This is a genomic window from Algoriphagus sp. NBT04N3 (genome assembly GCF_019443765.1).
GTDB classification, from domain to species: Bacteria; Bacteroidota; Bacteroidia; order Cytophagales; family Cyclobacteriaceae; genus Algoriphagus; species Algoriphagus ornithinivorans.
The window spans coordinates 4,312,783-4,328,623 of sequence record NZ_CP048415.1 but is presented as its reverse complement, the minus strand read 5'-3'; the positions used below and the strand labels follow the sequence as shown (position 1 = coordinate 4,328,623).

Below are 15,841 nucleotides of genomic sequence, written 5' to 3'. Positions count from 1 at the left end.
GTTCCAAAATAGCTTTTTTTGGTAAAATAAAGTAAGAATTTAGTCGAAAATTTAATCACTCTATTGATATGATGAGAAGTGCGTTCATACTGGTTTTATGCTTTATCACCGGTTTTAGTCAAGCTCAAGTGGACTTGAGCTATTATCTCCCTTCCGGATACACTTATAATCCTGCCATTCCAACTCCTAAGGAGGTTTTGGGCTATGAAGTAGGAGAATGGCACGTAAGCCACGACCAGCTGGTCATGTACATGAAAGCTGTTGCTGCTGCTTCAGACCGAGTAAAATTTGAAGAAACTGGCAGAACTTATGAGAAAAGACCTCAAACGCTTTTGACCATTTCCTCTCCAACTAACCTGGCCAAAATAGATCAAATCAAAGCCGACCGGGCCAAGCTTAGAAATCCAAATGCTTCTGTCAATATCGCTTCCATGCCTGTGGTGATGTTTATGGGTTATTCTGTGCATGGAAATGAACCCAGTGGTGCCAATGCTTCTCTTTTAGCAGCCTACCATTTTGCGGCAGCAAATGAAATTGAGGCTGAATTGGAAAATATCGTATTGCTCTTAGATCCAGCAATCAACCCTGATGGACTCAACCGCTTTGCTTCCTGGGTAAACTCCCACAAAGCTTATAATTTGAATGGAGATCCAAATGGGAGAGAATATAATGAGGCTTGGCCGAGAGGCAGAACCAATCACTATTGGTTTGATCTCAACAGAGATTGGCTTCCTGTTCAACATCCTGAATCCAGAAATAGAGTTCGCGTATTCCAAAGCTGGCTTCCCAATATTCACTTAGATTTCCATGAAATGGGGACCAACAGCACTTTCTTTTTCCAGCCAGGTGTTCCTGCGAGAATGCACCCGCTAACTCCAGAAAAAAACTTCAAACTCACAGAAAAGATCGGGCAATACCATGCCAAAGCATTGGATAAAATTGGATCTCTCTATTATAATCAAGAGAACTACGATGACTTTTACTATGGAAAGGGCTCTACCTACCCGGATGTACAGGGATCGATTGGAATTTTGTTTGAGCAAGCAAGTTCCCGGGGCCACTTACAGGAATCTGCCAATGGTTTGCTGAGTTTTCCATTTACAATCAGAAATCAATTTACAGCCAATCTTTCCTCCTATCAGGCGGCTAAGGAAATGAGGCAGGAATTGAACCAATGGATGAGAGACTTTTATGTAGGCATTAAAACCGAAACTGACGCCGATGTCAATAAAGCTTACATTTTTGGAAGCAAAGAAGACGATGCAAGAGGATATCATTTGGCTGATTTGATTTTGCAGCATGATATCAAAGTTTTCAATCTGAAAGAAGATATTACCGTCAATGGTAGGGAATTTAAAAAGGAAAATTCCTACATAGTCCCAGCAGATCAACCTCAGTACCGTCTGATCAAGGCGATGTTTGAAACCAGAACCAGCTTTGCTGATTCCCTTTTCTATGACATCTCTGCCTGGACATACCCTATGGCCTTCAATTTGGACTACATGGCACTCAACAGCCGAATTCTAAATTTGGCTAGTGTAGAAGAGATCAATAAGAATGATTTCCAACTTAAGCCCGGACAGGTAATTGGTGGCTCTGGAGCCTATCAATATGCCTTGGAGTGGACTGATTATTACTCACCCAAAGCTGCCTACCAATTGTTGAAGGCAGGCTTCTTAGTAAGAGTAGCTAATGCTGAGTTTACTACACCGGAAGGAAAAACCTTTGGGAGAGGAACCCTTTTGATAGATCAGGGAGAGTCTGGATTGGACAAAGATGCTTTTTATCAAAAACTACAGGAAATCGCATCTAAATCAACTGTGGATATTCATGCGATTAGCACAGGCTATACTGCCGGAATTAATATGGGTTCTACTTTCATTTCACCTTTGGATAAGCCGGAAATTGCACTTTTGGTGGATGGAGGAGTTGATAGCTATGAGGCTGGAGAAATCTGGCACCTCTTGGATCAGCGATATGAAATGCCCGTGACTTTGCTTCCAATGGATAGAGTAAGCGCTACCGTGATTGATCGCTATAATGTGATTTTAATGCCTGATGGAAATTATAACAGCCTAGGCAAATCAGGTGCGGAAACCATTAAAAACTGGATAGGAAGAGGAAATACCCTGGTTGCTAAAGGTGGAGCCGTAAGATGGCTGGCGCAAAATGAAATCAAAGAGTTCAAATTCAGAACTGTGGATAACCAAGAAAAAGGACTTCAAAAATCTTATGCTAACTATGAAAATGCCACAGGTGCTAAAGTAACTGGTGGGGCAATTTTCAATGCAAAATTGGATACCACTCATCCAATCGGCTACGGCTACGAGTCCGCTAATATTCATACTTTCAGAAATGATAATCTGTTTTTAGAGCCTTCTTCAAATCCATACGCAAACCCATTGGTATACACCGAAAACCCTCTTGCTTCCGGTTATTTACATCCTAGTAATCTTCCTGGATTAAAGAACGGGTCAGTGATTCAGATTGGCGCTGTAGGCAGAGGAAGAATTGTAGCCTTTGCAGACAATATGAATTTTAGAGCATTCTGGTTTGGAACAAATAAACTATACATGAATGCCATCTTCTTCGGTCAAGTCATAGAAGGAGGAACAGCCAGGTAAAAGAATATCCTGAGTTATTAGCTCGGGATTTTTTATGAACGGCACATCCCAAAACCATTAATTGAGTTTAATAGCACATGAACAAACTTAGCCTAAGCCTAATTACCCTATTCTTCAGCGGGTTGATTTTCAATGTAACTGCTCAGGAAATGAGCTTTGAAGAATATAATCCTCCTTCCACTTTGAAGGTACCTGAAAACCCTGTTACCAGAGCCAAATTCCCTTTTGTGGATATTCACAGCCATCAGGGGGGAATTGACCAGGCCAAGGTGAATAAGTTGGTTTCCGAAATGAATGAGCTCAATATGGGCGTAATGGTCAATTTGAGCGGTCGTGGATTTGGCAGAGGAGACAGCAACTCCCAGCAGGAATACATCAAAACCATGATTCGGGAATTCAACACCCATGCACCGGGACGATTTCTGGTCTTCACCAATTTGAATTTTGCCGGTTTTGGTGATGAAAACTGGAGTAGAATCGCTGTCAAAGAATTAGAGGAGGATGTAGCAGCAGGAGCTGTGGGCTTAAAAATCTACAAAAGCTTAGGCCTAAGTGTAAAAGATATCAATGGAAACAGAGTTCCAATAGACCACCCAGATTTAGATCCGGTTTGGGCAAAAGCCGGTGAACTGGGAATCCCTGTTTTGATTCATGCTGCAGATCCAGCTCAGTTTTGGGAACCCATGGATGCCAATAATGAAAGATGGTTGGAGTTGAAAACACATCCCAATAGAAAAAGATCTGATACTGACCCTGCTCCTTTTGAGCAAATCATAGCCGAGCAGCATCACATTTTCGAGAAGCATCCAAATACAACTTTTGTCAATGCACATATGGGTTGGATGGCTAATGACTTGGATAAGGCCAGCGCTCATCTGGAGAAATATCCCAATGTGAATTTTGGAATCGGCGCAGTTATCCAAGAGTTTGGAAGGCAGCCTAAAAGAGCCAGAGAGTTTTTCATCAAATATCAGGACAGATTAATTTTTGGTAAAGACGCCTACAATCCAGAAGAGTTCCACACTTACTTTAGAATTTTGGAAACCGAGGATGAATACTTCCCTTACTACAAAAAATACCATGCCTTTTGGAGAATGTACGGTTTGGGATTACCTGATGAAGTCTTGAAAAAGGTTTATTATAAAAATGCACTTCGGATTGTTCCAAAAATGGATGCTTCAATATTTCCAGAATAAGAATTTAAGCCTGAAGTCTAAGAGAGGGAAAGATCTTGTCTTTCCCTTTTTTATTGAATCTGCATCAATCCATTTTTTTTCATCTTTAATCTCTGACATTTCAGTCGCCGATTTTGACGCTTCAGTCAACTTTAATTTTTGAAGGGTAAAAAGCAACTCATATTCGGATCAAATATGATTCGCTATGAGAACGCTCAGTATTTTCATCTTCTTTTTTCTGTCTTTATCCACAATTTCTTTTTCTCAAACCAAGATTTCAGGAAAAGTGCTGGATGAAAAAAAGAAAGGCTTGCCTGGAGTGAATGTACTTATCAAAGGATCTTATGACGGAAGTACTTCCAAAGATGATGGAAGCTTTGAATTCGAAACTGATGAAGAAGGTCCTCAAGTATTAGTATTTCAACTGATGGGTTTTAAAAGTATTGAGATAGCCATCCATTGTGAAGGAAATGCCATTCAAATCCCAGATCAGATATTAGTTGAGGCAATCACAGAAATGAATGCTGTGACAATTTCCGCAGGTGCAATGGAGGCTTCGGATGAAAAAAAATCAGTCATACTTCGGCCATTAGATATAGTCACTACACCTAGCGCAATGGGTGATATCGTGGGCGCATTCCAAACACTACCGGGAACAAGCACAGTTGGTAATGACGGAAGATTATTCGTCAGGGGCGGAGATGCGAGTGAAGTGGGAATTTATATTGATGGCATCCGAGTTGGCAATGCTTATGGAAGCACTGCAGGTAATGTCCCAACTCGAACCCGCTTTAACCCCAACCTTTTCAAAGGAACATTTTTCTCAACAGGAGGCTATTCTGCCGAATACGGGCAGGCCTTATCCTCAGCTTTAGCTTTGAATACCAAAGACCTTTCGATCAGAAGTCAAGGTGACCTCAGCATCATGTCTGTTGGAGGAGGTTATGCACATACGCTTTCATCAGAAAAGCAAAGCCTGACTTTCAGTGCCAATTATTTTGATTTAAAACCTTATCAGTCCTTGGTAAAGCAAAATTTCGATTGGGAAAGAGCACCGAATGGATGGGATATTGAATTATCGGCACAAAAGAAATTAGCAAAAGGAGGTCTTTGGAAAATACTCGCCAGAACAGAGTCAGGGGGAATGGAAATATGGCAGCCTGAACCAGGTCAAGAAAGTAGAGGTCAACTTATTCGGCTGAGAAATAAATATTCATTTGCACAGACCAATTGGAAGAATGCTTTTGAAAATGGATGGACCTTATTTGCCGGGGCAGCTCTTTCTTCCAACTTCGATGATATCCACATTGATAGTATTCGATTGGAAAGAAAGAATCAATTGGCACACGGGAAATTTACTGCTACCAAAGATTTTTCGGATAAATTATCCATGAATACGGGATTAGAATACTTCAATCACCAGTTTGACGAAAGCTTGGTAGACCTCAACTTCTCTAGAGATTATGTAGATCATCAGTTTTATCTTTTTACAGAGTGGGATTACTACCTCAACAAAAATCTTGTTTTTCGGGCAGGCCTTAGAGCAGGCCAAAGCTCCTTGAATAAAGAACAATGGTTAGACCCAAGAGCTTCTTTAGCATACAAAATCTCAGAAAGCTCCCAAGTCTCCTTTGCTGCAGGCTCTTTCTCTCAAATGCCTGTGGAAAACTTACGGGTTTTGAATCAAACACTCAAGAACACGGAATCCAATCACCTGATATTAAATTATTTACTACAAAGAGAAGGTATCACTTTCAGAGCAGAGGGATTTTATAAAGGATATGAGAATTTGGTGGTTTTTGAAGGTTATCCACAACCCCCCCAAAACCCGACCAACCTAGGTAAGGGGTACGCTCAGGGTGTGGATATCTTTTTCAGAGATAGAAAAAGTATTAAAAACACAGACTATTGGATCACTTACAGCTTTGTGGATAGCAAGAGACAGTTTGACCAGTTCCAATCAGAGGTTCAGCCATCCTTCGCTCCCAAACACAACTTCTCTGTAGTAGCCAAACATTTCATTTTGGACTTAAAATCGCAGTTTGGAATCAGCTTTTCCATGAATGATGGATACCCTTACCATAACCCAAATGATGGAGAGGAAATGAGTTCTAAAACTGAAAGCTTTCAAAGTTTAAGCTTCAGTTGGAGCTATTTACCCAAACCCAATTTGATCATTCATTTCGGAGTCAACAATGTGTTGGGAAGAGAGAATGTATTTGGATACAGGTTTGCCCAGCAGGCAAACTCCCAAGGAGTATTTGAATCTATACCAAGTGGTCAGGTTGCTCCCAGGTTTTTATTCTTGGGGATTTTTCTGACCCTTTCTAAAGACAAAAACGCAAATCAATTAAACAACTTATAAACCAATAAATTATGAAAAAGCTCATCTTAACTTTCGCACTTTCATTTCTGTGGATAAGTCTTAGTATGGCATCTGATCCCGCATTTGAAAAAGCTATGAAAAAACAGATTGTTGCCATGGATCAAATAGCAAATGCCGAACAATCCAAAGAAGTAGCAAATGGTTTTTTGCGAATTGCAGAAGCTAAAAGTGAGGAATGGCTTCCATTATATTATGCTGGATTGATCCATATTGAGGCAGCATTTCGATTTGACGTAAACAAAGATCAATATTTGGATCAGGCACTGGAATATATTGACAAGGCAGAAAAATTAGCGCCAGCCAACTCCGAAGTGACTGCATTGAAAGGATATGCAATCATGGGTAAAATCAGTTTGGATCCTGCTTCAAGAGGTCAAAACTTAAGTCCACAAGCCATGCAATTATTTGGAAAAGCAATCAATCTTGACCGGGAAAACCCAAGAGCACTTTATTTGATGGCTCAAATGGAATATGGAATGGCCCAATTCTTCGGAAGTGGCACCGACAAAGCCTGCGGTATGGTCAGGTTGAGTTTGGAACAGTTTGAAAAGGAGGAAAGCATTATCACTGAAGATTATATCCTCCCAAAATGGGGAAAAAGAAGTGCTCAGCAGATGATGAATAATTGTAATTAATTTAATTGTACTCTATTTATAAGGTAGATTTTTGAATCTAATAATTGAATAATTCAAAAATCTGCCTTTTTAACTATCTTGAACCAATGAGCCGAATGACTAACCCCAATCAATGCGAAAAAGAAACCAGTATCTGGGAAAGCTTTCCGAAGTTTATTGGGGTCAATTTGATCATTGCTTCGATTCTCATAGTAATTTTTTGTCCCACATGTTTCCTGACTTGGGAGGGGATCAAATCACTTTTTCCGGATTTTATAGCCGCATTTATATTTTCCTCAGTTTTGAGTTTCGGCGGGAATCAGGTTGATTCTTTCTTTGACAAAAGGATGTCATGGATTCAATATCCAATCAAACGTGTCATTCTTACTATTGCCACCTACATGGCATATTCTTTTATAGCGAGCTATATAGTAATTGTCATTTATGCTCTACTTTCAAGGCAAATATTTATAGATAATATACCTTGGAAAGAGCTTTTTCAATATACCACAACGCCTATGCTAATTGCATTGGTTTTCATGTCCATATTCACCACTTGGTCTTGGCTTGGAGAATGGAGAAAATCCGCAATTGAAGCAGAAAAATTGAAGTCCGAAAAATTGGCTTCCCAATATCAAGGACTGAAAGATCAACTCAATCCTCATTTCCTATTTAACTCCTTGAACGTTCTTTCAAACTTGGTTTATGAAGACGCAGATAAATCAGCAGAATTTATTCAAAAGCTTTCCAGGATTTATCGATATGTTTTGGAAGTACAGAATGAAGAATTGGTGAGCTTAAAAAAGGAACTAGATTTTGCGAGAAATTATCTGGACTTACAAAAAATAAGATTTGAAGAAAGTCTCCAATTTTCTATCAAAACATTCGATGAAAACAGCCATTGGATACCTCCCTTGTCACTGCAACTTATTTTGGAAAATGCAGTAAAGCACAATATCATCAGCAAGGAGCTTCCCCTATTTATCCACATAATCCAAAAAGAAAATGAAGTGTGGATAAGTAATACGTTTCAGCCCAAAAAAACAAAGGAAGAGCCTTCTACAGGAGTTGGATTGAATAATATCAACCTGCGATATGAACTTTTGAGTAATCGTAAACCAGAGGTGATTCAAAATGAAGAAGAATTCTTGGTAATCCTTCCTTTATTAAAAATTGAGGCATGAATATCTTAATTATTGAAGATGAAAATCCAGCAGCAAATCGGCTTCTCAAGCTATTGAAGCCACATTTCCAGGATGCCGACTTTCATGGAAACTTAGATAGTATCAAATCTTCGGTAGAATGGCTACAGACTTATCCACATCCTGATTTAATCTTTTGTGACATCCAATTGGCAGATGGAATCAGCTTTGAAATCTTTGAAAAAGTTAAGTTATCCACACCCGTCATCTTTACCACTGCCTATGACCAGTTTGCCATCAAAGCATTCCAGGTAAATGCGGTGGATTACCTGCTAAAACCCATAGACCCTGAGGATTTAAACAGAGCTGTGGATAAGTTTAAATCTCAGCAAATAAAACCGAGCTTAGATCTGGCCTTAATCAAGGACTTATTAAAGCCGCAAACACAAAACTTCAAGAGTAGATTTTTAGTAAGGTTTGGGGAAAAAATCCAAAGCATTTCTATTGAGGAGGTAGACCTATTTTTCAGTGAAGAAAAAGTGACTTTTCTTCAAACCAAAAGCGGAAAAAGATATGTCATCGATCAGACACTGGAGCAAACAGAAAGTCAGTTAGATCCTTCTCAATTTTTTAGGATCAATAGAAAATATATCAGTCACATTGCAGCTGTCGAAGAAGTATACAGCTATTCCAATAGCCGACTGAAGGTGAAACTTAGAAACTGCGATTCCAGCGATGTCATTGTCAGCCGTGAAAAAGTTGGAGAATTTAAACAATGGTTGGATCAATAATTAGTATAATTAGCTAATTAATTGATTTTAAATGGCAGAACTGGATAGTAATCGTAAACAAGATGATTTGACATGGCTGGAAAACCTGCAAAGAAATAGTTGGGAACCAGAGATTATCATCACGGGTTTAATTTTGGCTTTTTTATTCATCTTTCCTGCAAAGATTTATGAATTCTCGGCTTATTTGGTCCAGGATCTTGGAGCAGGCTTTTTACTTAGCACGCTAGTTTTATTTTATTTAAGTGTTGTAATAAGTGTTTTTAAGATATTTTTCATTGTTCAGTTGTCCCTCAGATTTATATGGGCAGGGCTTTTAGGGCTCAGTTATGCATTCCCTAAGGGAGTGAATCAGGAAAAACTATTTAAGGTTGCCCAAGGCTATTCTTATCAACATCCGGATGAAATGGTTTTAAGGATGGAAAAGATTTGTTCCATGACTTTGGCTTACCCGGTTTCCATTTCCATTTTGATATTAATTTTCACCTTTTACCTAGGAAGTCTGATCGCTATCAAAGTCCTGTTTAATCTGCCATTTATGGCTATCTATGCATTTTTTCTCATCAGTATAATGGCATATGCGATTCTGATGGCAACCATGAAGAAGAATAAATTTAAGAATTGGTATTCTAATACAATGCTGAGTTCAGTTGGGGCTACTTATCAATCTAATATCGGAAAGTGGTTTACGGTTTGGTATGGTCTAATAGTTATTCTATTATCTATTCCAATCATCCTCAATGATGTAAAAGGATTTGATCTTTTCTTTAATGAAAAGAACCTAAGCGAAACAGATATAAATTGGCCAATTTCTGAATACTATTTCGAGGATGTACATCCTGAGGAGAAACGATATCCCCGAGCCTATGCCCAAAGCCAAATTATGGAGGGTTCCACCTACAAACTGGGACTTCCCTTTTATGTAGATGATAATAAATCTCTTGCATCATTGAGAGAGAAATTTCAGGATGAACTCGACTCTATTTCTTGGGGGAAAATTGAAGCTATGCCTGACTTATATCAAATTTATATTGATGACGAACCCTATTATCCTAAGAACTGGCTTCCTTTAAAAAGCTCTATCTCCGGACAAAAATCATTTGAAACAATTTTATACTTAGATTCTCTTGAGTCTGGAATTCATGAGTTACGTGTAGAGAAAGTAATGGTATTTCCTGATTTTTTGACTAATAAATTAAAATTCAGGCATTTGGAAAACTGGTCAAATTTTAAGTTTTTAAAACCTTAGATATTTTCCATTCGTCCTAACTGCTTATGATAAAAACCAAAAAATCCTTTTCAATATTAAATTTTGGGCTTGGTGCTATCCTCATAATTTTTTTGGCTTGTAGCGATAAAAAATCGCAGGTTTTAACTACTGAAAGTTTTGAAAATCTCATTCAAGACACGCTTATCCTTTCAAAGGATTTAAACACAGCAGCTATTTCTCCAAGCTTAGCTTACTTTGAAACAGATAGTGGAAGATTCCTTTTAGACTTTCGAAAACTCCACCTTGTTGGGTATCGCTATCCTGAAGGCGACAAAGGCTTTGAAAAGTTCTATCAAAGAGAAGGTCCAGACGGATTAGGTGATACTGATTATAAACGTGCCTTAACAAAGGATGGAATTTTTGTAATAGATGCAGATAGAAAAATTCATCAGGCTAATTTCGAAGGAAAAGTAATCCAGTCCTGGAATTTGCCTTCTACTCCCACTGACAGGCTTTATTCTAATTATACGGTCTTCCCAAATAATCCAATCACTTATTATGAGAATGAAATAATCATCTCGGACGTCCCTTATGTCATGAATGAAAAACTAATTGGCTATGAAGATTGGTTGGTTAGATTGAATTTGAATTCAGAGGAATGGGAATATATTTCTTTTGAGTATCCTGAAAAATTGAGAGAGTTTTATGAGGATCCAAACTTGGGTCCTTATTCCCATTATTATAATTCTAAAAGCAATCAGGCTATTATCTCTTTCCCTGTGGTGGATAGTTTAATGATTCTGGAAAACAATCAAACCAGATGGATTGATGCATCTCCTCAGGAAAGTTTGATTTTTAAAAAAGGTAAAACTGTTCCATCCGGAGAGTATACTATTTTCCAACCTGATCACAGCTCTGCAAGGTATACTTGGATCACTTTCGACCCTTTTCAAAAGGTATATCTGAGACATGTGATAACCGGATTAAAAGAAAATGAAGATACTTCTACCCAATTTCACATTTCAAAGATGGTGGTCTTAGATGAAGACTTCAACAAATTGGGAGAGATCGAAAATTTACCAAATAACTATCAGGGTTTTGCTACGCCTGATGGTTATTATTACTATTTGGGTTTTGGAGAAGTAGAGGAAAAAGTGATGTTTGGACGCCTGGACTTTTCTTCATTTGTCAAGCCATAAAAAAAGCGAGACTTACTCAGTCTCGCTTTTTACTTGAAGTTCTATTTCCTCTCCAGATTCATCTAGGAATCTGTATTCCGTCACCGGCAGGGAAGAATCTTTGATCAGTTTAATCCATTTGTAATACTTTAAAAACCACCTTACTCTGCGGCTAATTATGCCGGTAGTAAAGTATGCGTGCAGGTAGGGATGCAGCCCGATTTGGATTTTGTCCACGTTTTGGATAGTGGCAATATGGTCCAAATCTTTTTCTAATTTATCAGCAACCAGGATAGAAGCCTGGATTTTGCCTGTGCCGTTACATGCCGGGCAGGTTTCCTTCGTCACGATATTAACCTCCGGCCGGACACGCTGTCGGGTGATTTGCATGAGTCCAAATTTACTCAGCGGCAAAACAGTATGTTTCGATCTGTCAGATTTCAACTCATCTTTCATCGCTTCGTAAATGGCCTTTTTATTCTCGGCCCTCTTCATGTCGATAAAATCGACAACGATGATTCCTCCCATATCCCGGAGGCGGAGTTGTCTGGCAATTTCTTTTGCAGCTACCAGGTTGGTTTTTAATGCTGTAGATTCCTGGTCACTTTCCTGATTGGACTTGTTCCCGCTGTTGACGTCTATGACGTGCAGGGCTTCCGTATGCTCGATGATCACATATCCTCCCTGAGGGAGGCTGACCGTCTGACCAAACAGGCTTTTGATCTGCTTTTCTATTCCAAAACTTTCAAAGAGCTTGGCTTTACCTGTGTAAAGCTTAACAATTTTTTCTTTTTCAGGGGCTATTGTCCTGATGTAGGATCTGATCTGATCGTAAGTGGATTCTTCTTCTACGGTGATTGCATCGAAGGATTCATTGAGTAGGTCTCTCACTAGTGAGGAAGCCATACTCATCTCTCCTATAATCTTGTCTCGGCTTCTGGCTTTCAGCAATTTCTTCATGCCCTCTTCCCAATTATTGAGAAGATTTCGGAGGTCTTTGTCCAGTTCGGTAACTGACTGACCTTCTGCTACTGTTCGGATGATAACACCGAAGTTAGCTGGCTTGATAGAATTGATGAGTCTCAGAAGTCTTTTACGCTCGTCGCTGCTGCGGATTTTCTTGGATACATTAACTGAATCCGAAAATGGCACCAATACGAGGTATCGACCAGGAAGAGAGAGCTCACAGGATAATCGGGGCCCTTTGGTAGAGATTGGCTCTTTGACGACCTGAACCAAGATTTGGTTATTCTTAGAAAGAATATTTGAAATCTTGCCGATTTTATCGATCTCAGGTTCGTTTTGAAAGCCTTTCAGATTGTAATTGCTATAGTTGTTGTTGCGCACCATTTTGGTGAACTTGCCTAAGCTGTTGAAATTAGGACCTAAGTCCTGGTAGTGCAAAAAGGCATCTTTTTCGTAGCCTACATCAATGAAAGCTGCATTCAGCCCATTGACTATTTTTCGCACTGTCCCCAGGTAGATGTCCCCAACTTTAAACTGATTGTCCACTCCTTCAGAGTGCAACTCAACCAAGCTTTTATCTTGTAAAAGGGCTATTCGACTCCCGTTTTGAGCAGAATCAATTAACAATTCCGTACTCAAAATCTCGTCTTATACTATGTAAATGAACGTGTGTTTTTGTCAAAAAACGGGTATAAGAAGAAGTGTATTACTTCTTCTTATGTCTGTTTTTTCTTAGTCTTTTCTTACGCTTGTGCGTAGCGATCTTATGTCTTTTTCTTTTCTTACCGCAAGGCATAGTCTTATTATTTATAGTGATACATTTAATTACAATCTGTCAAGATAGCTCTGAACACTCTCCAGAATCATAGCATCCTGGGTCATCCCCTTTACTTTCTCAAACTGAGCTTTCGCTTTGTTTTTTTGATCGGCTTCGAAATAGCTGACAGCCAAGTAAAACTGCCCCTGAAGATTATCCGGATGATAACGAATCAATTCTTCAAATCGTTCAGTCGCTTTTTTATATTGACCTGATTGCATAGACAAGATTCCCATATTAAATATGGCATCTTCATTCTGCGGATCTTCTGCCAAAACCTCCCTCAGCATGGCTATACCTTGCATTGGATTGGCTGAAGACACATAAGTCATCGCAATCTTTGATTTCAAATCCATCCGAGTAGGATCATTATCCAATACTCGATTGAGGTAATCTCGGGTTTGCCCGGCAAGATAGGCTACCTTTTCCTGATCCAGCGCAAAGGTGAATGCTTCGAAATAAGCATTACCAGTTTCTTCAGCCAAACTCAAATCGTTTGTCTGATTTGCCGCCAAACTCAAGAAGTAAGCCGCACTGTCGTACTTCCCCTTTTCCTGATATAAAGAAGCTAGCTGTCTCATGTCTTCAGAAATTGTTTCTGAACCGGCGACTGCCTTTGCTTTCAACTGAGCTAATGTAGCTTCTTTTTCAGGAGAAAGCTCATTCTCATGCATGGTATTGGCAGAAGTTGATGGAGAATTTTCAGTTTGGTTTTCACCTACTGTATTCTGCCCCTCATTATCCACTACAATTTTTGGCAGTGCGTATAGAGCCACTACTGACGCAACACCAATGATTATGAGAAAGAGCTGTGATTTTTTCATGTCAAAGTCTCCTTAGACTTAATCCTGAGGAGCTAGTTCCTTGATCTTTTTGCTGTTTTTGATCTTCTCAATAAACACTTTGGAAGGCTTGAATGCCGGGATGTAGTGCTCATCGATTACGATCGCTGTATTTTTGGAGATGTTACGTGCAATTTTCTTAGCTCTCTTCTTGTTGATAAAGCTACCGAAACCTCTTACGTAAATGTTTTCTCCTTCAGACATAGAGTCTTTTACTACCTTGAAGAACGCCTCAATGGTCTGTGTCACATCATCCTTCTGGATTCCGGTTTTGTCCGAAATCTTGGTGATTACTTCTGCTTTTGTCACTGTGATTTTAATTTAGAAATTACGAAATAAGCTTAACGACCTATTAACCAAGTGTTTTTGGGACTGCAAATGTACGAGATGCAATGCAATTAAAAAACAAATCCATAAAAATTCACCAGATTTACACGAAAGATTTTATCCTTACATGAATAGCAAAGCTACTGATAATCAACTATTTTCCTATCAAATATTAAGTTGGTACAGGGCAAATCCAAGGGAACTTCCCTGGAGAGGAATCCAAGATCCATACAAAATTTGGCTCTCAGAAATCATTCTCCAGCAAACCAGAGTTGCCCAAGGAATGCCTTATTATTTCAAATTCACCGAGGCTTATCCTACTGTAAAAGATCTCGCTCTTGCCCCGGAAGAAGAAGTACTTCGCCTTTGGCAAGGTCTGGGATATTACAGCCGAGCCAGAAACCTCCACAGCTGTGCAAAATACGTTTGGCATGAACTAGACGGGAATTTTCCGGAAACCTATAAAGAACTCCTATTATTAAAAGGTGTGGGAAGTTACACTGCTTCTGCGATTGCAAGTTTTGCCTTCGGAGAAGTCAAGGCAGTAGTTGATGGAAATGTATTCAGAGTACTAGCCCGCTACTTTGGAATTGAGACAGATATTGCCAGCGGCAAAGGCAAAAAACAATTTGAAGCCTTAGCTGACCAGCTAATACCGGCTGATCATCCTGGAGAATTCAATCAAGCCATGATGGACTTTGGGGCAAGGCATTGCACCCCTGCCAATCCATCTTGTGACAACTGCCCTTTATCATCCTCCTGTTTTGCTTTGAATAATAAGATGGTCAAGGATCTTCCGGTGAAAATCAATAAGATTAAAATCAAGGAAAGACATCTACACTATTATGTAATCCGATGCGGAGAAAAGTGGGTATGGAAAAAAAGAAGTTCCGGCGATATCTGGGAAGGATTATTTGATTTTCCACATGTGGAGCAAACGAAGGAAAATTCTGAATCTGAATTCAATTTGCCGGAAGCAGCAAAGACTCCAGTCAAGTTTCCAAAAAATTACCGACATATTTTGTCACATCAGAAACTGAATGCTGTTTTCTCGGAGGTAGAATTTCCGGAAGAAAAAATCGCTCATCTCAATGAATGGGCCAAAAACAATGGCTTTTTACTGGTTGAAGAAGAAAAAATCGAATACTTGGCCAAGCCAAAGTTGATTGTGAACTTTTTGAACGATCAGGGCTTTTGATTAACTTCAAAAATTAGATCTAGAATTATAAATAAGAAGCTATGGCAGGAGTAAATAAAGTAATCCTTTTGGGGAATTTAGGAGCAGACCCGGAAGTGAAATATTTAGAAGGAGACAACGTAGTAGCAAATTTGAGATTGGCTACAACTGAATCTTACAAAGACAGAAATGGAAACCGTGTAGATCAGACCGAATGGCACGATTTGGAGCTTTGGGGTGGTCAGGCGAAAATCGCCGAGCAGTACCTGAAAAAAGGAATGCAAATCTACGTGGAAGGAAAGATCAAATCCGATACTTGGCAGGATGATCAAGGCCAAAATAGAAAAAGGACCAAAATCAGAGTTTTAAGTTTTACCATGCTTGGCTCAAAACAAGAAAATCAGGGGCAGGAAAGCGGGGGAATGGGAGCTCCGACAAACCAATCCAAACCTAATCCGGCACCTGCTGCCACAGGAGGAGGAAATCAAGGACCGGATCTGAGTCCGGATACAGAAGATGACGATTTACCGTTTTGATTCAATTCCCCTGAAGTTGATATTCAGGGGAATTGTTTAATTTTGCATCAAACATCTCG

General features: G+C 39.4%; 13 protein-coding genes. 10 read left to right on the top strand and 3 right to left on the bottom strand.

Annotated features, from left to right (window positions below; all coding sequences use genetic code 11):
* Positions 1–68: 68 nt before the first annotated feature.
* The 8 genes from GYM62_RS18885 to GYM62_RS18850 all read left to right on the top strand — a co-directional run bounded on the left by GYM62_RS18885 (position 69) and on the right by GYM62_RS18850 (position 11,138).
* Positions 69–2,624: a M14 family metallopeptidase gene (locus GYM62_RS18885; protein WP_219957546.1), complete on the top strand. Its 2,556-nt coding sequence runs from the start codon at positions 69–71 to the stop codon at positions 2,622–2,624.
* A 77-nt stretch (positions 2,625–2,701) separates the two neighbouring features.
* Positions 2,702–3,820, top strand: coding sequence for an amidohydrolase family protein (locus tag GYM62_RS18880; RefSeq protein WP_219957545.1), 1,119 nt, complete (start codon positions 2,702–2,704; stop codon positions 3,818–3,820).
* A gap of 184 nt (positions 3,821–4,004) precedes the next feature.
* Positions 4,005–6,164 carry a TonB-dependent receptor gene (locus GYM62_RS18875; RefSeq protein WP_219957544.1) on the top strand — a complete coding sequence of 720 codons (2,160 nt, stop codon included), beginning with the start codon at positions 4,005–4,007 and terminating at the stop codon, positions 6,162–6,164.
* An 11-nt stretch (positions 6,165–6,175) separates the two neighbouring features.
* Positions 6,176–6,820, top strand: a complete 645-nt coding sequence (locus GYM62_RS18870) for a hypothetical protein (protein ID WP_219957543.1) — start codon at positions 6,176–6,178, stop codon at positions 6,818–6,820.
* A 95-nt stretch (positions 6,821–6,915) separates the two neighbouring features.
* Positions 6,916–7,983, top strand: a complete 1,068-nt coding sequence (locus GYM62_RS18865; protein WP_219957542.1) for a sensor histidine kinase — start codon at positions 6,916–6,918, stop codon at positions 7,981–7,983.
* Positions 7,980–8,732: a LytTR family DNA-binding domain-containing protein gene (locus tag GYM62_RS18860; RefSeq protein WP_219957541.1), complete on the top strand. Its 753-nt coding sequence runs from the start codon at positions 7,980–7,982 to the stop codon at positions 8,730–8,732. Before GYM62_RS18865 ends, GYM62_RS18860 begins: the two co-directional genes overlap by 4 nt.
* A gap of 31 nt (positions 8,733–8,763) precedes the next feature.
* Entirely contained in the window at positions 8,764–9,978 is a 1,215-nt protein-coding gene (locus GYM62_RS18855; protein ID WP_219957540.1) for a hypothetical protein, read from the top strand.
* Positions 9,979–10,004: 26 nt separating this feature from the next.
* A complete protein-coding gene (locus tag GYM62_RS18850; RefSeq protein WP_219957539.1) occupies positions 10,005–11,138 on the top strand; it encodes a DUF4221 family protein in 1,134 nt (377 codons plus the stop codon).
* A gap of 12 nt (positions 11,139–11,150) precedes the next feature.
* Here GYM62_RS18850 and GYM62_RS18845 read toward each other — a convergent pair whose 3' ends face one another.
* From GYM62_RS18845 to GYM62_RS18835, 3 genes are all read right to left on the bottom strand, one after another.
* Positions 11,151–12,722 carry an Rne/Rng family ribonuclease gene (locus GYM62_RS18845; RefSeq protein WP_219957538.1) on the bottom strand — a complete coding sequence of 524 codons (1,572 nt, stop codon included), beginning with the start codon at positions 12,720–12,722 and terminating at the stop codon, positions 11,151–11,153.
* Between the two features lie 186 nt (positions 12,723–12,908).
* Positions 12,909–13,724, bottom strand: a complete 816-nt coding sequence (locus GYM62_RS18840) for a lipopolysaccharide assembly protein LapB (RefSeq protein ID WP_219957537.1) — start codon at positions 13,722–13,724, stop codon at positions 12,909–12,911.
* 18 nt (positions 13,725–13,742) lie between these two features.
* Complete coding sequence (locus GYM62_RS18835; protein WP_091651807.1) at positions 13,743–14,051, bottom strand: HU family DNA-binding protein; 309 nt, start codon at positions 14,049–14,051, stop codon at positions 13,743–13,745.
* A 145-nt stretch (positions 14,052–14,196) separates the two neighbouring features.
* On the opposite strand from GYM62_RS18835, the gene mutY reads away from it, so the two are divergent.
* A complete protein-coding gene (mutY, locus tag GYM62_RS18830; RefSeq protein ID WP_219957536.1) occupies positions 14,197–15,267 on the top strand; it encodes an A/G-specific adenine glycosylase in 1,071 nt (356 codons plus the stop codon).
* Positions 15,268–15,308: 41 nt separating this feature from the next.
* Positions 15,309–15,782 (top strand): single-stranded DNA-binding protein, encoded by a 474-nt coding sequence (locus GYM62_RS18825; RefSeq protein ID WP_144607507.1) that lies wholly within the window; start codon positions 15,309–15,311, stop codon positions 15,780–15,782.
* The last annotated feature ends 59 nt before the right edge of the window (positions 15,783–15,841 follow it).

Bases quoted from the DNA above. Each gene is read 5' to 3' on its own strand.
- GYM62_RS18885 (WP_219957546.1), top strand. From the start codon at position 69: ATGATGAGAAGTGCGTTCATACTGGTTTTATGCTTTATCACCGGTTTT.
- GYM62_RS18880 (WP_219957545.1), top strand. From the start codon at position 2,702: ATGAACAAACTTAGCCTAAGCCTAATTACCCTATTCTTCAGCGGGTTG.
- GYM62_RS18875 (WP_219957544.1), top strand. From the start codon at position 4,005: ATGAGAACGCTCAGTATTTTCATCTTCTTTTTTCTGTCTTTATCCACA.
- GYM62_RS18870 (WP_219957543.1), top strand. From the start codon at position 6,176: ATGAAAAAGCTCATCTTAACTTTCGCACTTTCATTTCTGTGGATAAGT.
- GYM62_RS18865 (WP_219957542.1), top strand. From the start codon at position 6,916: ATGACTAACCCCAATCAATGCGAAAAAGAAACCAGTATCTGGGAAAGC.
- GYM62_RS18860 (WP_219957541.1), top strand. From the start codon at position 7,980: ATGAATATCTTAATTATTGAAGATGAAAATCCAGCAGCAAATCGGCTT.
- GYM62_RS18855 (WP_219957540.1), top strand. From the start codon at position 8,764: ATGGCAGAACTGGATAGTAATCGTAAACAAGATGATTTGACATGGCTG.
- GYM62_RS18850 (WP_219957539.1), top strand. From the start codon at position 10,005: ATGATAAAAACCAAAAAATCCTTTTCAATATTAAATTTTGGGCTTGGT.
- GYM62_RS18840 (WP_219957537.1), bottom strand. From the start codon at position 13,724: ATGAAAAAATCACAGCTCTTTCTCATAATCATTGGTGTTGCGTCAGTA.
- mutY (WP_219957536.1), top strand. From the start codon at position 14,197: ATGAATAGCAAAGCTACTGATAATCAACTATTTTCCTATCAAATATTA.
- GYM62_RS18825 (WP_144607507.1), top strand. From the start codon at position 15,309: ATGGCAGGAGTAAATAAAGTAATCCTTTTGGGGAATTTAGGAGCAGAC.